We start from the raw sequence: 20,405 nt of genomic DNA, 5'->3' as shown, positions 1-20,405 counted from the left end.
GCTCATGTCCTTGACCCTGCGCCAAGTCCGCTATTTCGTCGCCACCGCCGAGATCGGGCAAATCTCTCAAGCCGCGATTCATCTGAATATTTCCCAGTCGGCGGTGACCACGGCGATCAAGGAACTGGAAGGCATCCTTGGCACGCTGTTGTTCCAGCGCTCGGCCCAGGGCATGAGCCTGACCGACGCCGGGCGGCACTTTTTGAATCGAGCCTATGTGATTTTGCGCAGCGTCGATGACGCGTTGAACAGCCCGTTGCCGGACATCCGCGCCAGCGGCGTGTTGCGCTTGGCGGCGAGCTACACAGTGATCGGTTATTTCCTCCCGCACCATTTGCAGCGCCTGGAACACTGGCATCCGGACGTGGCGATTGAAGTTCATGAACAGGAACGGCAAGCCATTGAGCAAGGCTTGTTGGAAGGTCGTTTCGATATGGCCGTGGTGCTCACCGCCAACCTCACGCACCCGGATATCGTTTCAGAGATTCTCTTCAACTCCGAACGGCGGTTATGGCTGCCCAGCCACCATCCGTTGTGCGAACGCTCGGCGGTCAGCCTCGCCGACGTCGCGAAAGAACCCTACATCCTGCTGACCGTCGACGAAGCCGAACAAAGCGCCATGCGCTATTGGGAACATGCGCATCAACAGCCAAACGTGCGGGTGCGTACCAGTTCAGTCGAAGCGGTGCGCAGCATGGTCGCCAATGGCAGCGGCGTGGCAATCCTCTCGGACCTGGTGCACCGCCCCTGGTCACTGGAAGGAAAACGCATCGAAACCCTGACAGTCACCGATAAGGTGACGCCGATGAGTGTCGGACTGGCGTGGCATCGCGAGCGCGAATTCAGCCCGGCGATGCAGGCGTTTCGTAACTATTTCCACGATGCATTTTTGGCGCCACAACAGCTGTCCGCGCGACGCTGAAAACAGTGAAAACCATGCTTTTTTGTTGGAGTTGGGAACGACTATTTGCTTGCGACGGGCCCTGCGCGGTCGCAGTTGCGGCAAGCCGCGGAAGAGGTATCGGGTCGGGCAGGACAACCCACCGGCCCTTTGCGGCTCACGATGCCACGCGCGCCGTTTGAGTCATTCATCGCACTTGATCATCCCCTGGACCTTGGAATCTGCGGGCGAGGTGGTACAAATCGTCCCGCCGACACGCATGATTGTTCACGATCTGGCATCGCAAATCGAGCTAGCTCTGCGGGGATTGGGGATCGTTAACGCGCCTGCCGCGTATGTGGCCGGCCTTCTCGAATCGAGAAGGTTGTCGCAGGTCCTCCCCTCATGGTCTTGTCCTCAGGAGGCTGTTTACCTCTACTTCCCAAGCCGTCGCCACCAATCGGCAGCATTACGAGCGTTCATGGCTTTTTTAAAGACTGCGGATTTTGGCGATGCTTCCAGATAAAGCCGGCCTTCTCTGGAGCAGCGAAAATAGGTAAAGACGACCTGTTGGAAGGCGCCTATCGCCAGTGCCTTTTTTGTATCCGGGCAGCACCAGCGCTGGCGCGACCCACCATCGCTCCTCTGGGAGAATGTTTCGACGTCCGGATGCTCGAAGAGACGGAGACGCGCTCACTAATCTGCGATGAGCGCATTGGAAAATCTTCGAAAAACTCAACGCAATGTTTTATCGGCTTCGTTAGCTTCGCCCTGATCGTCGACGGGAAGAAATCTGGTGTATGCAGCCCCTAGCCCGTAGCACTCCTTACGCCCGCGGGCCTAGCCAAATGCCTCCTTGACGAGGCTGTCGAACATGCTGTAGGCCGACAGTGCCTCACGACGGTAATCCTCATCGCTGGCGTCCAGAGGCGTGACTAGCAAGGTCTGGATCTCGATGACGTTGCTGGTCGCGTCATGCTGGTAGTGGAGCAGCACCGAGATACCGTAGTTGTCGCCACACAGGCTGTAGCAGACATTCATGTACTGCGGTTTGAGCAGCGCCAGGCCGTGCATCTGGCTATGGATGGCCAAGGCACAGACCCTGGCCTGACAGGTCGCGGCGAAGGCCGACTTGGGCAGTTTCTCGGCGTAGGCCGCGTCGCCAATCACATGCACATCCGGTACTAGCAGGGATTCCAGGGTCTGGGTGTTGACCGGACACCAGCCATGTTCTGCGGCCAAGCCGTTGTGCCGTGAAAAATCATCAGCCTGCTGGGGCGCGATGATGTTGATCACCTGGCCGCTGACCGGACCACCCTCGGTCAGCAACTGCCCCTTGGCTTCGTCGAAACCGTACACGGTCCCACCCTGCAAGGCACCAATCCACTGGATGTTGGCCTGCTCGCTGCCATAGCCATATAAACGTTTCCAGGCCTGCTCGAATTGCGCCTGCTTGGCGAATCGCGGCTTGGCATCCAGGACTATCACCCGCGAATCGGGTTTGTGGGTCTTGAGATAATCGGCAATCAGGCTGGCCCGTTCATATGGCCCGGGCGGGCAGCGGTAGTCGTCCACCGGTACCGAAATCAGCACATTGCCGCCGTTGGGCATGGCCTCCAGTTGCTGACGAAGCAAACGCAGTTGCTCACCGCCGCCCCAGGCATGGGGTACACGACTGGCCACCGCCTCGCTGTAACCAGCGATACTGTCGTACTTGTAGCCAATGCCCGTCGCCACTACGCAGCGGTCGTAGCCGAGTACCGAACCGTCGGCGAGCCTGACCTGCTTGCGCTTGGCGTCGATCAAGCTCGCCTTCTGATGCACCACCTCGATGCCCTCGGCACGTAGCTGTTCGTAACCAAAAATCAGGGTTTCTTCGTCCCGCTTGCCCACCAGGTACTCGACCCCCAGCGGACAGCAGTGATACTGCCGGCTGGGCTCGACCAGAGTGATACCGACGTTCGCATCCAGACGCCTGAGAGTACGAGCGAAAGTTGCGCCGGCAAAACCACCGCCGATCACCACCACGGCATAGGAGCGCGCTGCCACAGGCACCACCGGTCTGGCCAGGGCCTGGATCGAAGAAGCTCCGATACCGGTGGCCAGCCACTTGAGCAACAGCCTGCGTTGTGGGTTCATCGACATGGAGCCTCCTGCGCGCAACCTTGCAGGAACCCCAGAAGCTGTTGCAATTCCTCGCTTTTGAGGGCGGACATCGCGCTGGCCATTTCCTCTGGCATCGTTCGTTGGCCTGTGGCCATATCCTTCAGCACTCCTTGCATATACTGCACATTCTGGCCTTTCACATACGGCGTATCCGCCTGCTTTTCATGGCAACTGGAACAGTGTTGCGCATACAGCTGCTCACCCTGCTCGTGTGCCTGGGGCACGGTCGCCCCCAGCGAGTTTTTCGGCAGGCGGCTGTAATACTCGGCAAACTGTCTGAGCGTCTGGTCGTCGTACCCTTTCATCGCCCGGTTCATGATGGTGCCTTTGAGGGTACCGTCGCGATAAGCCGCCAGGGTTTTGTACAGGTAGGCCTCGGACTGGCCGGCCAGCGAAGGAATCGCCCCCGGCGTGCGCTGCCCCTCGAAACCGTGGCAATTGATGCAACCGTTGCTCAACATGAAGGAGTCGCCACGACTGCCGGCTTGCAGACTGGGAACCGCAAAAACGAGGCCGATCAACAACGACCCGATAACCACGCGCATAGCCTGGACTCTCCCTGTGCCTTGTATCGGCCGCCGCACCGCGTCGGCCGAGTCATCCCATCGATTACTCAGTGAGTACGTTGCTCATGTACACCTTGGTGTGACGCAGGTACTCCTTGGGAATTTGGTAACCGCCATAGGCTTTCACATGGCCGTCGATATAGCCGCTCATGGCCTCGCGCGAAGCAAATATCTGCTTGGCCCGCTCGAAGGTCGCCGAGTCACGGTAGATCATCAGGTGGATCAGCGGCTCGCCCAGCTCGGTTGGGATCAGGTTGATCACCTTGACCCCCTCCTTCGACTTGCCAGCATAGGTCTGCATGTACTTGGCCTGGGAGGTGACGAAGGTATTCAGGAACGCCTCTTCCTGGCCCTTGGGCGGCTCGAAAATGATGGTCATGGCCTTGCTGGTGGAGGTTGCAGCCGGAGCCGGGGCTGTCGGGGCCTGGGTCTGAGCCCATGCCTGGTTGCCAAAAAACCACAGGAGGCCGACCAGGCCAAGACGCGCCGTAAGGTTGTTCATCGCTATCACCTTTATTGTTACTGATGGCTTAATTTCTTATGTCTAGCCAAACACGTCCGGCGAGCAGGCCCGGATGGCAGACTCGGCTTTTCTTATTTGTGCAACACAACTGAAATCATTCGTCCTTCCAGGTCCGCCGTCGGGTTGGCGGTATCCCTGGGATCAACCCGCACTGAGCTGATTTCCACCCGGCGATAGTGTTCGAACATCACACGCTGGTACTCCGGCGGCAGCAAGGGCCGGATGCAGAACAGCGACAGGCGCCCGCCATCGTCGAGCAGTGACTGCGCGGCGAACTTGAGGAACCTGAGGTTCTCATCGTCAACCGCCGCCATGTCATCGGCGAACGGATCGAAGAATATCGCCGAATAACGCTGGGGGCCGGTATCAAGCTGCTGCCAGTAGCCGGGGAGTAACTGAATGTTCGTGCGCGCGCCCTTCCAGCGCTCGGCCCGGTCCAGCACCTGTGGATGGGGCTCGACAATGGTATGGGACGCCGGGCCGAATTCCTGCAGGATGCTGGCCGAGATGCCCATGCCGAAGCCGATTTCCAACAGCCGGTCGTCCGGTGCGATCTTGAGGTCCTCGACCATTCTGCGAATCAGTGGCCTTTCCCATTCATGCATGACGTACTCGTCGCCGATGCGCAGCGAATCGCTGGTGTAAACCGCCTCTGTCGCCAGATAGTCCTTGCGTTGCGGATCCATAAGCACTCCTTTTCTCTTCACTCAGCGTAGGTTCGGCGATCACGCCAACAGTCTCGTGGCGTCACCTCACCAGTTTCAATTCGGGCCTGCCGATGAACGCTTGCGCCGGCGTTACATTTGATTTCAGCAGCAGGGTCTGGAATCCGCCCTTGAACGGAATCCTGGCGAGGATCGCGATACTCAGTTCTTCGAGGTACAGCGAAAAACCCTGCAACGCCTGCAGGGGTAGACCGGCAAGCACGGCGTAAGTGATTTCCAACAGCAACTGGTCGAGATAGATCACCAGTGTTCTTTGGCTGTGCCGACGGAGAATCTCTTCCAGTTCGATGGCAAATGCATGATAGAGCGTGTTGAGGCTCGGGCTGCCGTAGCGATCAGAATAGGGATCGAACAACCACTCCGCCTTGTGGGCCCCATGAACCTGCTGCGGATCGTAGAACTCCTGCTCGAGGACGAGGGTCTGGATCCCAAGGCTATCAGCCAGGTCCAAGACCGGGGCATAGCAGGCCGAGCGGCCGGACAGCACTAGCAGGTCGCTATGCGCACGCTGCAGCGTCTGCAGATGGTGTTGCAATAACGCCTCGTCAGACTGCCGCGCACGACGCATTAGAATCACGTTCATCTCGTCGAACTCCTGAAGCCAGCCTCGCAGGCCGCCAATGCCTCGATATGCCGAGTACGAGTAGCGCCGACGATACAAGCGTCGACCTGCCGATGATGAAAGGCGTAGTCCAGCGCAGGCGCCAAGGGAATATCGCCGCCCGCCAGGCAATGCACGGCGTAAAGACGCGATCGGGCCTTGATCTGGCGCAAGTAATCGGCGTAAGTCGCGCATTGCATGTTCAGTAGGTTGACCGGCACCGCAGCGCCAGCGAACGATCGCTCTCTCAACACCTGCAAGAAGCCGGCACTGGGATGGAACCCCAGGAGAATCCGGGAAGCCGCCGGAATGGCCGCCTCCATCTGCCGCAGGATCGCCTCGAGCAACGCGTACTGCTGTTGCGCGAGCAAAATGTCCAGCCAGTCGCCCCCCAGCGTTACCAAGCCAGGCTGGCAGCAGCGGACGATATCGAGGTCTTCGGCTATCTGTTGCGCATCGGCGGCGAAGGTATAGCCAGGGGCTGTGTAGTAATACGTCGGGTTGGCCTGGACCTGACGGACACTGACGCTCTGCCCCGTGGCCTGCTCAGTCACTCGCAGCAGAAACCGTGAATGATAGATATGCCGTGTTCCTAGGCCACCCGCCAAGGCACTGCTGACGGCCTTAGCCGTGGGCCAGTCGCCACTGGCCATGCCCAGGCCGGAACTGGCCAGAACCCAGCGCGCGATCCCCTCGACCTGTTGCGTCGAGTAGGGACTGCCGTAACGCTTGAGAAACCCCCGGTCGCCCAGGTACAGCACTGGCTCACGCATGAGTCTTTCCTTGCACCGGATAATCAACGAGCCAGCTCGCCGAGCTCAATGTCATGCTCCAGCCGGCAACGATGATCCACCAGTACCAGGGTGTTGCCGCTACGCTCGACGTAACGACGCAACGCTTGCACACGCTCGGCCAGTTGCTCGGCGCGCAACCCCCTGAACGGCTCATCCAGCAACACCAGATGGTGGCGGTCCTCTGGCAAGGTGCTCAGCCAGGTATCCAGCCAATCACTTGCTCCGAGCTCATCGCCGAGCAGCGCCAGGGCATTGCTGTCCAGGTAATAACGGGGTGATGTCATGGCCTGCGTCACGCCCGCGTCTTCAATGGTCACGTCGGTGATACCGGCCACGCCCTTGAGGTACTCGCTCTTGCCGGAGCCGGAGTGCCCCGATAGCGAATACAACCGGCCCCGTTCCAGGGTCAGGGCACGATAGGCACGTTGAGCGACAAAGGGCGCGATGCTCAGGCTCTGCCCGGCGATAGCCACTGCTACCGAACTTTTGGGCCGGGCAAAATATTGCAGGCGCTCCACCGACACCGACTGAGATTTGAACCCCGTGATGGCCAGAAATACATTGGCCAGGTCGGAACGAACTAGCAGCAAAGCTGTGACCGCGAGCACAAAAGCCGAATCGCTTGTCCGGTAGAGACTGCCCATCAAGACCACCAGGACAATCACCAGGTCACTGAGCAAGGTGCAACTGGCCGCTGTGACTGTGCGAGTGATCACGCTGCGCATGCGGGTGGTGTAGAAACTCTTCAGCCCCTCGGCTATCGCACCCCGCTGGGTGAGCGCCAGCCATTCACCCAGGCGTTCGAAACCCACGCCACCGGCCCGGGAAATGGAAAATGCCACATGGGCCGAGCGTAGTAGGGAGTCGAATCCCTTGACGCTCTCCACCCGGGTCCGATACAGCTCGTTGATCGAAAGCCGGTACAACACCGCCAGCAGGCCGCTGAACAGCAGCGCCACCGCGACCCCGAACAGGCCGAACCCCATCCACAAAGCCACGCCATTGCACAGCAACAGCGCGAAAATCCAGGCAATGTCGTGGGCATACCAGGCGATGCGTTCGAATGTCGTGGTGACATCGCGAGAAACCACCTGCAGCGCATCGGCCAGGCCGGTAACCCGGATGTCCCGCAGACCATCGATGAACAAGCGGGAAAAGCGGCTGCGCAACAGATTTTCGATAAACAGCCCGGCAGCTATTCCTGCCCCTACCCCGACCACGGCATACAACAGAACCTGCCAGGGCGAGAAACCTGCCTCTGGCAGCGTCAGGTTGGCCGCATAGCTCATCATCAGTGCCGGCACCAACAACATCAGTCCCCCCCAGCAACAATATTTGAACAGATCGCCGAGACTGAAGCGGTCCAGCGCCGGGGGGCCGGCCGGCACCGTCGAAGCCGTCCGCTCAGCGATCTCCGCCGGCAGGGCCTCACGCTGCGCTATCGCTCTTGCGGCCGAGGGGCTGAAGCTGACCCAGGACAGGCGTTCCAAGGCCTCTTTCACTGCCAGCGCGGCGGCGGCGTCCAACGCCGAAAAGTCGTGGTCGACACTGAGGGTCCCGTCCTGGATACGGGCCAGAAACACACCGCGCAGCAGCTGCAGGCGCAGGCGCTGTCCGGCAGATAGGTTGCTCGCGTCCAGCTCGATAGGCAGTTGCAGAACCTGCTGTGGGTCCTGTCCCAGCTCGGGTACCAGCCGGAAAGCGCCCAGCAACGCATGCAGGTCCTCGCGCTGGCTCTCCAGTGGACCAGGAATCAGTTCGACCAGCGTCGCGGGCCAGATCGGCCAGTCGGCGTCGAACTCGATCACGCCGCGCGCCTGATCGGCAACATCGGGTAGCAATACCGGATGCCTGGAGGAATTCTGATACAGGCCATTGAGTGCTTCCAGGGAGCGGCCGACGGCCTTGTAACTCACATAGGAGCGGGGCAGCGCGAGCACCGCCGCCAGCAACGGAATGCTTAGCCAGAAAATCGCCCCGTCCCAGACCATGGCCGATTCCGAGGTACCCAACAGCCCCAGCAAGACAAAAGGAATCAAGCGGCCGAAACCGATGATGTAGCTGTCGGCGCCGCGTAGCAGCGTATCTAGGTTGCGCAGGGAGCGTTCGTCCACCAGTGTCCGCTCGATGCTCTGCAAGGCCGTATGGTCGGCGAACTGTTTGAGCCACGGTCCTTGGCGCAACCATGCCGAACATTGTTCGATACGCTGCGCCGTCATATCCATGATTCGCTCGTAGTTGCGGTCCGCGAGCCTGGACAGCAGATAGGAAAGCGGCAGGAACATACCGATCACCGCAACCGCCCAGAACCCTGCCGTGCCGAAGACCAGCAACGCCAGCAGGATTGAAAGCAGCAGGAAAACCGGAATAGCCAACAGGTTAACGCTAGCACCGATACCATCGAGAATGACGCTGAAATCCCGCGACACCACCCGTTCCAGCACCGACACCTCTACCCCGGGCTGCATCTTGCGCACCAGAAGGCGCTCGAACTCGCGGCATAACCTCAGGGAGATGTAGCGTTCCAGATTGAGCTCGCTCACCACCAGCAAGAACCCACTGATGGCCAGGAACGCCAGGAGCGCTGTATCCGCCAGCACGACATCGGCAGCGCCTTGGGCCGCCACCAGGGTGCTCAGCTTGTAGATGAACAACAGCGGCACGCTGTATTGCAACAACGACACAAGTACATAAGCGCTGACCGCCCAGGGCGCAAGGCTGAAGGCCAGGCCGAAAAAACCATCGACGAAGGCTCGCCCTTCGGAACGAGCGACCGTCCGATAGCGCAATGCCGGGGTAAAACAATACATCCAGTTCACGGCCGCGCCTCCTCGCAGTACACCCGACCCGACTCCAGGGCCTGTACGCGCTGCAGGCAGTCTCGGATTTTCTGCAGATCGTAATAGTGGGCGGGAATCTCCCGGCATTCGCAGTAATGGGCCACCCATTCCTCCAGAGTCCATGAAAATGCCGAGCTCGCCCCCAGGAAACGGCTCAAGGACAAGATGTCGAACCAAACGCTGCGTTGCAGGGAATGAGTCTCCAGGTCGAGGACACGCACACCCTCCACGGTAACAAGCAGATGCTCCGGCTTGCAGTCACCGACGCTGATGCCCTGCAAGTCGAACGAGGGGAAACGACAGCGGGACGACAGGCAGGGATCGATAAACTCAGGGGTACTGCGGTGCCCCATGACGCGCTGGATATTCGCCAGGGCCGTGGCATGCATCGCTGCGTAGGCCGCAATCACTTCAGGTAAATCGGCCGGACCGGGCAAACGGCCCTGGAGAAACTCCAGCACCAGTACCTGATGCCGCGCATCCTGATATCGCACGCCTGCGATCGGCCCCGAGCGGAAGAGCAAATAACCGCTGGCTTCAGCGGCATAGGCCTCCTCGTCGAAGTAACGCTTTATCACCACCTGCTCGCCCGAGGCCATGCACAGGCCCGAGCAGACCAGCGACTTCACCGACTGGCCGAGTACCTGCAGAACCTGATAACGCTCGGCCAACAACTCGGCGAGCGCCTGTTGCTGCAACTGCAGCTGGGCGGAGCCGAGGAGCTCCAGATGCACATGGTCAAAGGCTATTTGCCCGCTCATGGCGCAGTCGCCAGGGACATTTCATAACTGCGCAAGGCACGTCCATAGTCCACTTGCTCGTTGTAATACTCGAGCCAGAACGCAAGCGGGCTGTCATAGCGATCGCAGACATACCACTGCGATGCCGACAGATTGAGCAGCTCCCATATCTGCAATTCGCCGAGAAGCAACTGGCAGAAATCGTCATGGTCGACACGGATGCCGTAGGGATAACGCTTGATCGCCCCCGCGCCTTCGTCCGGCACCTCGACGAACTCGACCCTGGACACGTCCAGCAGCCATTGTTGGCCGATGCCGTCGTCCCGGGTCAATTGCAGCACCGCACGGCACGGGCCAACGGGGCGCCCCAAGTAGTTGCTCTGGGTCATCAGCACCTGACCGTAGCGGGTAATCAGCCAGGTCCTGGCCATTTCATCGAGATGGGCCTTGATCCGCTGTGTGTCGAGCGAGACCGTCCGGCGTCGCCCTTTCGCCGGACGGAACCCTGCCTGTTCCTCGGATGCGCAGATCCAGTCCGCCGGTTCGCCAGGCCGTGCCGCCGCCACGTCGAAGCTTTCGCCGGGCATCAGTGAGTGCACCGCCCGCAACAACGACAGTTCACTGCAGATCTGCGCCAGTTCGAGGTTCGACCAGGGGTGATGCATTTTACCAAAGGGATCGCGATAACCATTGCCCGCGAGGATCAAGGTCGGCACCTGGTTCAGTCGGCGCATCGGCTTGTGTACGATTTCGTCCAGCAGACGCAAGCCGGACACCCGGGTGTAGCGTTGGTCGGGCACCGGCAATAGGTTGTCCAGGCCGATCGGCCCTTGCGCCCCACTGCCCTGAAAATTATTGGTCATCACCATGACCTGAGGCCAGGCAATGGCTCCACTATTGACATCGGCAAAGTAAGCGTCGGCGATGCGGGTATCGGACTGGATGAACACCGCCTCGCGCCCCCGATGCTCGACATGCAGCGATGCTACCCGGCTGTCCCAAAACAGTACCTCTGTGCAGGGCATGTAGAAGCGCAGGCTCAGCGAGCCGATGAAGAACTCGGCCTGAGTATCAACCCGCCGCACCTCGTAACCGCAGGCGCGGACAATCGCCTCGGCCGCGCCGGGAAACAGTTCCGGGACATAGACCACTTTGTGTTTGAGCAAGTATCCGTAGTCCGATGATAAGCGGCGCAACGAGGCCGGGTGAAAATGCTGCAGGTGCTCGGTGGTCAAGACAATGCCGTCCACCGCCGGCATGCGCTGCAGATCGACGTTGCGCGCCGGGACTATCGTGAACTGCCGGTCGGCATCGGAACCGAAGCCACCACCCAGCACCGGGTCGATCAATACATGGCTATCGCCAGCCCGCAGCGACCAGCTTTCGTGGCCGATCATCGTCAGCTTCATGGGCACACCTCCAGGTTACGCATGCTGCGCCCGATGATTTTCGCCAATAGCTCAGGGCTGCCGTTCTCGCCGTAATAGCTGTAGAAGAACGGGATCAGGCCGTCGAAGATGCCGTTCTCGAACCATGATTGGACCGAAACGCCCACGATGTCCCAGATCTGCAGATCCCCCTCGACCATGCCGATGAAGTCCACCAGGGGCAGGCATACGCCGAAGGGATACTGCGCCACCAGCGATTCAAGCTGGTTGTGCGCCTCAGCCTCGAACTGGCCGCTGATGAGGTTCAGCGCATAGCTGTCCTGACGCCCCAGGGCATGCGAGGCAAAACTGAAAACGATTCTTTTCGGCCCGAGCTTGCGTCCCTTGTAATGAGACATCGCCAATACCTTGCGCCCGGTGATGAACAGCATCAGGCTTTTCGCCAGGCGCTGCAGCTCGGCTTCCGCGCGCCGCAGCAGCTCGTCATACGACTCGGCGTCCTGCACGTCCGGGCGCACCGAAGCGACCACCTCGACGGTCTTGCACGCCTTGATGAACTGGTCCAGCTCCTCGATCAGCAAGTTGTGCTGCACCTTGTCCACCTGGACCCAGTCGATAACCGCCTGCGGCCCGGAATAAGGATCCAGGGCAAAAGCTTCGCCTGGCAGCAGGCCGACAATATTGGTGTCCAGGCTGAGTCGATTGGCCAACCGGCTCAATGTCGGCTGGTCGGAAAACGGGAAAGCGGCGAACCCGCCCAGGCGTTTGATGAACCCGCCGCCGCAAAGGGCTATGTTCTCGGGCTGCACCGGAAAATCGTCCATGTAACTGGTCAGTACGGCGCTCAGCACACCGATCCCCAGCGGACCGACCTTACGGTTGCTGTCACTCGCGTTCTTACCCCAGTTTTCCAGGGACTGAAAAGCTCCCGGGGGCGATACCCTGGAGTTGTTCGAGACGATCACCAGCTTAGGCGGTGTCAATCGTCCTTCGACGATATCGGTCTTGAACACTTCGGACACCAACGCGTCCACGGCAATGAAGATGCCAGTGCCAGGCTGTTCGGCCTCCTCGATATGCACCTGGGTGACCCGGCTTTCCCAGAAGGCGGTCTTCGGATCCGCCGGGTAGAAGCGCAGGTTCAGGTCGCCAACCCGCATCGGCTCGGTGTCGTTGACTTGCGTAAGGGTGAACCCGAGGTCGCGGATGCATTGCTTGACCGGTTCGACAATGGTCGCCCCCACCACAAACCGGGCGGAACGTGGCAACAGGTTCAGCGACTGGATATCGAAATGATCGGAATGTTCGTGACTGAGGAAAATCAGGTCTACATCGGACAGTGCCGTGGCATCGACAGTGCGCGGAGGATAGATCTCGATCCGGTGCTCGTCGACCAGACCGAAGTCTTCACACAATAGCGGGTCAATCAGGATTCTGGTGCTTCCATGCTCCACGAGCCACGTTTGATGGCCGATAAAGATCGCCCGCATGTCCACCTCCTCCCTGGATGACAACTGGATACTCACTACCCGAAAAGCGAAAAAGCAAGAAAGGACTTTCTTGCTTTTTCGGGGTCAGCTCAACGGTGGTACGCGCAGCTTGCAGCCTTGGTTTCGGATACACGGGTCTTGGACTTCTGAATGGCGTCGCTCAAGACCTGTAACTCTTCCTTGCTGAAAAGTACTTTTTCGCTGTCTTGATGGTTGGGTGCGGTCGCACCCTGCTGGATCTTCTGGCTCATGACTTGCTCCTTGTCTAGCTGTTTCCAGGTACGCCAAGGCGTAATGGCGTCCTGTCGCGAGCCAATATAACCGAGGACTCCGACTTTTCAAGAAAGAAAAGTTCCCGGAAAAGTGACGCAACCGCAGTCTCAGGCACGGAGTAAACTTTTGATACAAATCTTCTGAAAACCACCAGCCCTTGTCCGACCTGCGAGAGGATTCACCGAACAGAGGTTGCCCTTTTGATGCCTAATGCGACGACACATAAACCGACGGCCCCACCGGCGCCGGCAACGCATAAGTCGCCTTCATCCATTCAATCTCTGCCTGAGGCGTTCGCCCAAACAGGCGCTTGAACTCGCGGCTGAACTGCGAGGCGCTTTCGTAGCCGACGTTGAACGCCGCCGTCGAGGCGCTCATGGTGTTGCGCAGCATCAATAATCGCGCCTGGTGCAGGCGTGTCGATTTCAAGTACTGCATGGGCGTGGAGTCCGTCACGCTGCGAAAGTGCAGGTGAAAATTGGGGATGCTCATGTTGGCTTCGTGGGCGAGTGTTTCGACGTCCAGATGCTCGTGGTAGCAGCTGTGGATCTTGCGTATCGCCCGGGTGATCTTGCCGAAGTGTCCCTGGCGACTGAGCGCGGCGCGCATCGAACCGCCCTGCTCGCCGGTCAGGATCCGGTAGTAGATTTCCCGTATCAGCGAAGGTCCCAGGATTTGCCCTTCGCCCGGGCGACTCATGGCTTCCAGAAAACGCAGCGTCGAGGTGCGCAGCAAGTCGTCCATGGGCGAGGCGTACATGCCTTTGGGTTGCTCGTCGCTGGGGCCCAGGGTTTCGTCCACTTGCAACATCAACTCGCTGGCCAGTTGCAGATCCAGGCGCATGTAGACCGCCAGCATGGGTTCCGCGGCGCTGGCGTCGGTCTCCATGGTGAAGGGAACCGGGACAGACACCACCAGGTAATGCTGGGCGTCATAGACATAAACGTCGTCGCCCAGATAGCCCCGCTTGCGCCCCTGGCACAGGATCACGATGCCGGGCTCATACAACACCGGCGTGCGCGTCAGCGGTCGGTTCGAACGCAGAAAACGGATGTCTTCCAGCGCGCTGAGGTTGTAGCCCTCTACCGGTGCGAGCTTCTCCATCAACCGCACCATGCGCGCGGTGCAGGCATCAACCTGGGTCATTGACGTGCCTCTTGCTTGCCATTCAATCGTCCGTCGAACGGCTCAGCGCTTCCCATTGATCGATCTCCCTGGCCGCGCGGCTCAGCTTGTCGCGCACCAGGCTGAGGGCATCACTGCCCAGCAGCAAGTGGGCCGGCGGTGTCGGGCTGTCGATCAGTTGCAACATCGCTTGGGCCGCCTTCTGTGGATTACCCGGCTGCTTGCCGCTTTTCTCTTCTCGCGCCTTGCGTATCGGGTCGAAACTGGCGTCGTAGTCGGCAATGCTTCGCGGAGTGCGTTGCATCGAACGTCCCGCCCAGTCGGTGCGAAACGAGCCCGGTGCCACGGCGGTCACGAAGATGTTGAACGGCAGCAATTCCTTGCTCAGCGTATCGGAGATACCTTCCAGTGCAAACTTGCTCGCGCAGTAGAAGGAAATGCCCGGCATGGTGATGGTGCCACCCATGGAGGTGATGTTGAGGATATGCCCGGCACGGCGCTGGCGAAAATACGGCACGAAGGCCTTGGTCACCGCCACCGCGCCAAACACGTTGACGTCGAACTGGCGGCGCATCTCTTGCAACGGTGACTCTTCGAAGATGCCCTCATGGCCATAGCCGGCATTGTTGACCAGTACGTCGACCGGGCCGTGGCTGGCTTGTGTGGCGGCGACGACGCTGTCGATCCGCTCGAAGTCAGTGACATCCAGGAGCACGCCATGGGCCTGATCCGGGGACAGTGCCTCGAAGACCTGCAACGCAGCTTCACTGCGCACGGTGCCGATCACCCGATGGCCCGCCGCAAGCGCTTCCCGCGCCAGGGCATTGCCCAGGCCGCTGCTGACGCCGGTAATGAATAGGGTTTTTCTGCTGCTCATGGCGAGTCTCCAATCAGATGGGAACGAGGCCATGCTATCGACGCAGAACCTCGGCACCTATGCCGGTTTGCCTTGCAGCCTTGCCTATTCCTATCAGGACTCGGATGCCAGGACCCGTCTCGCGCATGGGCTCCCACACATTTGCACTGACGTCAGCCGCCTGAATATAATGCGAGTCATTATCAATTATGTATGTTTCCGGGATGCTGATGCGCAGCAACGACACACTGGGCAATGCCGACCTCACCCTGCTCTATCGCAGCCACCATTCCTGGTTGCACAGCTGGCTGAGCCGGCGCATCGGCTGTCGCGAAAGCGCGGCGGACCTGGCGCAGGACACCTTTGTCCGTCTGCTCAAGTCGCGTCAATTGAGCCCCTTGCGCGAACCCCGGGCTTATCTGAGCAGTATCGCCCGTGGACTGATGATCGATCGGTATCGCCGTCGCGAGCTCGAACGCGCTTACTTCGAGAGCCTCGCGCTGCTCCCTCCACAAGCGGCCCCCTCTGAAGAAGAACGCTTGCTGATTCTTGATAGCCTCGAGCGCATAGACCGCCTGCTCGACCTGCTCAAACCGAGGGTTCGCGAGGCTTTTCTACTCGCCCAGCTCGACGGCCTGACCTGCCTGCAAATAGCCGAAAAACTCTGCGTTTCCCGCTCTACGGTTGAACGCGACCTGGCCAAGGCCCTGCAACACTGCTATCGCTTGCGTTATGCCGAACAGTGAAGCGCAAGCGCTGGATCCCGCGGTGGTCGACCAGGCGATCCACTGGCTGGTACGCCTGCGCTTCAATCCTGCCGATGAGCAAACCCAGCTCAGTTTCGAGCACTGGCTGCAGCAGCGTGCGGAACATCGGTTAGCGTGGCAGCGCGTGGAAGCGCTTGGCGATGACTTCGCGGGCGTGCCACCTGATTTGGCCCGGCACACCCTCAAGGGCACCCGCTCAGGCATCCATCGGCGCCAAAGCCTGAAGCTACTGGGCGCATTGGCCACCTTGGGGGGCGCGACCTGGCTGGGCCGCGACTACACGCCGCTACCGGCCATGCTGGCCCAGCAGCACAGCAAGACCGGCGAACGAAAGCGCTTCCAACTCGATGACGGCAGCCTTATCCAGCTCAATAGCGACAGTGCGGTCGACAGTTATTTCAACGAACAGCGGCGCCTGATCGTTCTGCGGCGCGGCGAAATCATCGTGAACACCGGTGCGGACGCAGGCTCGGCTCAACCGCGTCCTTTCTGGGTACAAACTCGCGACGGATTGATCAGCACGCTGAATGCCCGGTTCCTCGCGTATGAGCGTGACGACGGGATCCTCATCTCGGTGCAGCGCGGCGCAGTCAGCGTATTTCCTGGATCCACTCAAACCCTTGCGGATAACAACACGGTCCAGGCCGGTAATCAGCGGCTGTTCACCTCAAATGGCATTCGTGAGTTCAAGGATAACGGCCTGGATGTATGGAGCTGGAGTGACGGCGTAATCAGCGCACGCAATATGCGCCTCGGTGATTTCATCGGGGCCTTGTCGCGTTATCGCCCCGGCCTGTTGCGCTGCGCTGAAGAGGTCTCGGACCTACGTGTTTCCGGCACCTTTCAACTCGCCGACACCGACCAGGTATTGGCATTGGTTGCGCAGTCACTGCACCTGCGGATCGATTATCGAACCCAATATTGGGTGACGTTGAACGCCGCCAGCTAAGTGTTTTCTTCGTCGCATATCAACATCAAATAAAAATGAGGTGATTTCTCATTCTCGTTCGGCATGTAAGAAAGGCCGACCTACAGGCCGATCTGCCGATCCCCTTTCCACGGAGCGAGTTAATGAGTGCGTCCCCGGTTCCCCAGCGTCATCTACTGAATCGTGCCATCCACGGTGCGATCTTCGGCGTCCTCGTCAGCATCTATGCGCTACCCACCCTGGCGCAGTCCTCGACCGTTGAGCAGACCCACCCGGTGCACCAGTGGAACATTCCCGCCGGTCCCCTGGCACCGGCGCTTGACCGCTTTGCCCGGGAGGCGGGTATCAGTCTTTCCTTCGACGCTTCAAGCGTCGCGAACCGCAATACCCGGGGCGTGAGCGGCACACTCGATACGCCCGATGCCCTGTCGTCGTTGTTGCAGGGGAGCGACATCGCGATACAGCAGCAAGGCCCGAACGCTTACTTGCTGACGCCGCAACCCAAGGCGGACGCCGACCTTGAGGACTATCGCCTCGCGCCCATCCTCGTCAACGCCAAGGCCAGGGTCGACGGCACCGAGGACAGCAACTCGGTGGTGGCCCAGGAACTCTGGGTCGGCGGCAAGGTGGCCACCAGCATCCTCAATACGCCCGCCTCGGTTTCCGTGGTGACCGACAAGGAAATGAAACAACGCAGCGTGAGCACCACCGAAGAGCTGCTGCAATACACGCCAGGAGTCATTACCGACTATTACGGCACTGACGACCGCAACGATTATTTCCAGATCCGCGGCTTCCAGGCCACGACCTATCGGGACGGCCTGACCCTGGGGTCGATGCGCGGTGTGCGCGAAGAGCCTTTCGCCTATGAGCGAGTTGAAGTAATACGCGGGGCCAACTCGACGCTGTTCGGCCCGGCCGACCCGGGCGGCTCGGTGAACTTTGTCAGCAAAAAGCCGCGCTTCGACAAGTTCGGCCAGGGCTACGTCACCTACGGTTCGTTCGACCATGTCGAAACCGGCATCGATGTCGGGGACTCTCTGAACGAAGAAAAAACCGTGGCCGGTCGCTTCACGGCAAAGATGCAAGACAGTGATCGCGAATACGACCATTCACGGGACGACAACAAGTTCCTGATGGGCGGCCTGACCTGGTCACCCACGGACTTCACCTCGGCCTCGGTGATCGTGGACTACCTGAAGACCCAAAGCTCGCCCAACAGCGGCGGTTACCCGCTGGACAAGGAATACGACCGCGACAAGTTCTACGGCGAGCCCAGCTACAACTTCCACGACGTCGAACGTACCAACATCAGCGGCACCTTCAGCCATGATTTCGACAATGGCTTCGTGCTGCGCAGCAACCTGCGCTACAGCGAACTGACCGATGATTTCGGCTATGTGTTCCTCAGCGACTCCCCTACCCGCACCGGCACCACGGTCCCGCGTTACATCTTTGGCACTGACAGCGAAGCCGAGCAACTGAACGGCAACTTGATGCTGCAATACGATGCCCGCTTCGAAAACATCGACAGCAGTACATTGGTGGGCGTGGAGTACGGCGACTCTTCGACCGAGGAACGCTCCGTCTATGCCACAACAGGCTCCATCGACCTGGCCAACCCCGTGTTCACCGGTGTACCCAGCGGAGTAGCGCCCTACAGCAACAACAAGCTGGATACTAAAACCAAGGCCGTGTTCCTGCAGCAGAACCTGTCCTTCTATGAGCGCTTTATCGTCACCGCCGGTGTACGCAACGACTCGCTGGATCTGTCCAGTACCGACATCAACAACGTAAAAGCGTCGGATAACTTCTCCGAAACGTCCTATCGCGGCGCGCTGACCTATATCGTCAACGACGAAGTGTCCACCTACGTCAGCATGGTCGAATCGGTCTCACCACCAACGGTGGGTGTAGTGCCGAAGACGGGCACGCAATACGAAGTGGGCGTGAAATATGCGCCCATCGGTATGGACGCGCTGTTCTCGGCGGCCGTCTACGACCTGACCCAGGAAAATGTCAGCATCGCCGTCGTACTGCCCAGCGGTGTCATCGAGCAGCAAACCGTTGGCGAATCACGGGTACGCGGCCTGGACCTGGAAGCCAAGGCTGAGCTGACTCCAAATCTGAGCCTGGTGGGTGGCTACTCCTACATGGAGTCCGAAGTGTTACGCGGTACTTTGTACGACGGCAGTTCACTCAAAGGAAATGAGTTCGCCACCGCCCCCAAACACTCCGCGTCACTGTGGAGCTATTACAACATCCCCGACACCGATGTCAGCGTTGGCCTGGGCGCGCGTTATGTGGGCTCTTACTACTTCGACGCGGCCAACACCGGCACCAGCGATGGCACGACGCTCTTCGATGCGGCCTTCAACTACAAACTCTTCAAAGGCACTGACCTGGCGGTTAACGTCAGTAACCTGCTGGATGAGCAACATGTGGTTGGTTCGGGGACTGCGAACTACTACAACCCGGGTCGAGAAGTGACCGCGAAGTTGAGTTACAACTGGTAAAAGCTGGCCGTTCATGATTGGGGCTCGGCCTGATGTGGGTCAGTCATTGAACGGCGTAAACCTGTGGGAGCACAACTTGCTCCCACAGGTTTGAACCTACAGAGCCAGACTGCGGCGAGCATCAAATACCCGGGCCGCTGACGCGAGCCGGCAACCTGGCCAACCGATCCCAACCCTCGACACTGATCCCGGAACAGTTCAGCAACCACAGTGTCTGCAACGACAATTGCTCCAACACCGGCACTGCGGCTGAGGTAATCCGCGATTCCCCGGGATCTGCCGAGATCGTCAGATCACTCAACGGCAGCCGAACAAGGTGGGCCACTCCGGCGTCGGTGAGCCAAGGGCTGTCATACAAACCCAGGCGCCGCAGCGGCAGATCGCGCAGGCAGGCCAGATCGGCATCGCGCAGGTCCAGGCCGCTTATTTCAAGTTGCTCCAGCGGCAAGCCCAACTCGACGAGCTTGCGCAGAACCTTGCCATCGACACCGCGACAGAAGCTGAGATTCAACCGTTTCAGTGGCAGGCCGGCGAGTTGTTTCAGTTCCTTCCAAGTTAGGTCGTTCAATGACAGGTCAAGGGACTCCAACTCCAAACCATGCAGATCGCTCAACGTATCTGCATCAATGCCTTGCACATCGGAGAGCCCCAGGCGCTTGAGTGGAAATCCGTGCAGCACATCGAGCCGCTCAATTGTTTGACGTGAAGATTTGAGATTCAGGTCGGCGAGTGGCATGCCTTCCAATATCTCAAGGTCGTCCTCGCAAACATACGAAGAGGGAAGCGAAAGCCGTTCGATGGGCAGACCCGCAAGGGCGTGCAGCGTGGCGTCTGTTGCGTAACATTGATCCAGGCTCAGGGAGCGCAACGCGCTCAAGTGGGAGAGCCATGCAGGGTCCTTCAGGATTGCGCTGCTCCAGCCGAGGGACAGTTGCTCAAGGGGGTGACTCCTTAAGTGCGCCATCCCACGGGACGTCAGCTCGCCGACGCGTTCCAGCGTGAGTGATCGCAATCTGAGGTTTGACAGCCCGAGAAGGCCATCATCGGTGACGTCATCGCAACGGTTCAGTAGAGAAAGGGACGAGAAAGGACGAGAAAGGGGACAGATTTGAATGGCACTTACTTAACCTTCTTCGGGTGTCCATTCTTCCTGACCTCGGCCCTTGCTGATCGACGTGTTTTCATCAGCATGGGGTAAGGCTTGGGTCTTCGTTTTATGGCGCGCGG

Annotated in this window: 18 protein-coding genes and 1 pseudogene; 5 read left to right on the top strand and 14 right to left on the bottom strand. The window is 59.7% G+C overall.

The features are described from left to right. Nucleotides 1–4 precede the first annotated feature (4 nt). Both BLP82_RS22705 and BLP82_RS32130 read left to right on the top strand, forming a co-directional pair. Complete coding sequence (locus BLP82_RS22705; RefSeq protein WP_047882404.1) at nt 5–922, top strand: LysR family transcriptional regulator; 918 nt, start codon at nt 5–7, stop codon at nt 920–922. Next, the gene (locus tag BLP82_RS32130; protein ID WP_092173223.1) at nt 882–1,406 is read left to right on the top strand and encodes a LysR substrate-binding domain-containing protein; all 525 of its coding nucleotides are present in this window, start codon (nt 882–884) and stop codon (nt 1,404–1,406) included. Before BLP82_RS22705 ends, BLP82_RS32130 begins: the two co-directional genes overlap by 41 nt. A gap of 314 nt (nt 1,407–1,720) precedes the next feature. Here BLP82_RS32130 and BLP82_RS22695 read toward each other — a convergent pair whose 3' ends face one another. The 13 genes from BLP82_RS22695 to BLP82_RS22640 all read right to left on the bottom strand — a co-directional run bounded on the left by BLP82_RS22695 (nt 1,721) and on the right by BLP82_RS22640 (nt 14,988). Next, on the bottom strand, nt 1,721–3,025 hold the full coding sequence (locus tag BLP82_RS22695; protein ID WP_092173220.1) for an FAD-dependent oxidoreductase: 1,305 nt from the start codon (nt 3,023–3,025) through the stop codon (nt 1,721–1,723). After that, on the bottom strand, nt 3,016–3,591 hold the full coding sequence (locus BLP82_RS22690) for a c-type cytochrome (RefSeq protein ID WP_092173217.1): 576 nt from the start codon (nt 3,589–3,591) through the stop codon (nt 3,016–3,018). Before BLP82_RS22690 ends, BLP82_RS22695 begins: the two co-directional genes overlap by 10 nt. A 64-nt stretch (nt 3,592–3,655) precedes the next feature. Next, nucleotides 3,656–4,114: a hypothetical protein gene (locus BLP82_RS22685; protein WP_092173214.1), complete on the bottom strand. Its 459-nt coding sequence runs from the start codon at nt 4,112–4,114 to the stop codon at nt 3,656–3,658. Nucleotides 4,115–4,206: 92 nt separating this feature from the next. Beyond that, nucleotides 4,207–4,821 (bottom strand): class I SAM-dependent methyltransferase, encoded by a 615-nt coding sequence (locus BLP82_RS22680; RefSeq protein WP_092173211.1) that lies wholly within the window; start codon nt 4,819–4,821, stop codon nt 4,207–4,209. 61 nt (nt 4,822–4,882) lie between these two features. Then, the gene (locus tag BLP82_RS22675) at nt 4,883–5,443 is read right to left on the bottom strand and encodes a hypothetical protein (protein WP_092173208.1); all 561 of its coding nucleotides are present in this window, start codon (nt 5,441–5,443) and stop codon (nt 4,883–4,885) included. Then, nucleotides 5,440–6,234, bottom strand: a complete 795-nt coding sequence (locus BLP82_RS22670) for a hypothetical protein (RefSeq protein ID WP_092173205.1) — start codon at nt 6,232–6,234, stop codon at nt 5,440–5,442. The genes BLP82_RS22675 and BLP82_RS22670 overlap by 4 nt, the downstream gene beginning before the upstream one ends. 23 nt (nt 6,235–6,257) lie before the next feature. Next, nucleotides 6,258–9,074, bottom strand: coding sequence for an ATP-binding cassette domain-containing protein (locus BLP82_RS22665; RefSeq protein ID WP_092173203.1), 2,817 nt, complete (start codon nt 9,072–9,074; stop codon nt 6,258–6,260). Continuing rightward, nucleotides 9,071–9,856, bottom strand: coding sequence for a hypothetical protein (locus BLP82_RS22660; RefSeq protein WP_092173200.1), 786 nt, complete (start codon nt 9,854–9,856; stop codon nt 9,071–9,073). Before BLP82_RS22660 ends, BLP82_RS22665 begins: the two co-directional genes overlap by 4 nt. Next, complete coding sequence (locus BLP82_RS22655; RefSeq protein WP_092173197.1) at nt 9,853–11,244, bottom strand: MBL fold metallo-hydrolase; 1,392 nt, start codon at nt 11,242–11,244, stop codon at nt 9,853–9,855. Before BLP82_RS22655 ends, BLP82_RS22660 begins: the two co-directional genes overlap by 4 nt. Beyond that, complete coding sequence (locus tag BLP82_RS22650; RefSeq protein ID WP_092173194.1) at nt 11,241–12,713, bottom strand: MBL fold metallo-hydrolase; 1,473 nt, start codon at nt 12,711–12,713, stop codon at nt 11,241–11,243. Before BLP82_RS22650 ends, BLP82_RS22655 begins: the two co-directional genes overlap by 4 nt. 89 nt (nt 12,714–12,802) lie before the next feature. Then, the gene (locus BLP82_RS31230; RefSeq protein WP_170842363.1) at nt 12,803–12,964 is read right to left on the bottom strand and encodes a hypothetical protein; all 162 of its coding nucleotides are present in this window, start codon (nt 12,962–12,964) and stop codon (nt 12,803–12,805) included. Nucleotides 12,965–13,193: 229 nt separating this feature from the next. Then, a complete protein-coding gene (locus BLP82_RS22645) occupies nt 13,194–14,132 on the bottom strand; it encodes an AraC family transcriptional regulator (RefSeq protein ID WP_092173190.1) in 939 nt (312 codons plus the stop codon). Nucleotides 14,133–14,154: 22 nt separating this feature from the next. Continuing rightward, on the bottom strand, nt 14,155–14,988 hold the full coding sequence (locus BLP82_RS22640) for an oxidoreductase (protein ID WP_092173187.1): 834 nt from the start codon (nt 14,986–14,988) through the stop codon (nt 14,155–14,157). Between the two features lie 209 nt (nt 14,989–15,197). On the opposite strand from BLP82_RS22640, the gene BLP82_RS22635 reads away from it, so the two are divergent. The 3 genes from BLP82_RS22635 to BLP82_RS22625 all read left to right on the top strand — a co-directional run bounded on the left by BLP82_RS22635 (nt 15,198) and on the right by BLP82_RS22625 (nt 19,178). After that, nucleotides 15,198–15,713: a sigma-70 family RNA polymerase sigma factor gene (locus BLP82_RS22635; protein WP_092173333.1), complete on the top strand. Its 516-nt coding sequence runs from the start codon at nt 15,198–15,200 to the stop codon at nt 15,711–15,713. Beyond that, the gene (locus tag BLP82_RS22630; protein WP_092173184.1) at nt 15,700–16,683 is read left to right on the top strand and encodes a FecR domain-containing protein; all 984 of its coding nucleotides are present in this window, start codon (nt 15,700–15,702) and stop codon (nt 16,681–16,683) included. Before BLP82_RS22635 ends, BLP82_RS22630 begins: the two co-directional genes overlap by 14 nt. A gap of 122 nt (nt 16,684–16,805) precedes the next feature. Beyond that, on the top strand, nt 16,806–19,178 hold the full coding sequence (locus tag BLP82_RS22625) for a TonB-dependent siderophore receptor (RefSeq protein ID WP_092173181.1): 2,373 nt from the start codon (nt 16,806–16,808) through the stop codon (nt 19,176–19,178). A gap of 121 nt (nt 19,179–19,299) precedes the next feature. Here BLP82_RS22625 and BLP82_RS22620 read toward each other — a convergent pair. Continuing rightward, a pseudogene (locus BLP82_RS22620) lies at nt 19,300–20,268 on the bottom strand (leucine-rich repeat domain-containing protein); the annotation flags it as partial. Between the last annotated feature and the right edge of the window lie 137 nt (nt 20,269–20,405).

It is taken from the genome of Pseudomonas sp. NFACC37-1 (assembly GCF_900101575.1).
Classification (GTDB): Bacteria; Pseudomonadota; Gammaproteobacteria; order Pseudomonadales; family Pseudomonadaceae; genus Aquipseudomonas; species Aquipseudomonas fluorescens_AA.
Note: the sequence above shows the minus strand (reverse complement) of the source record. Positions and strands in the feature narration are given on the sequence as shown.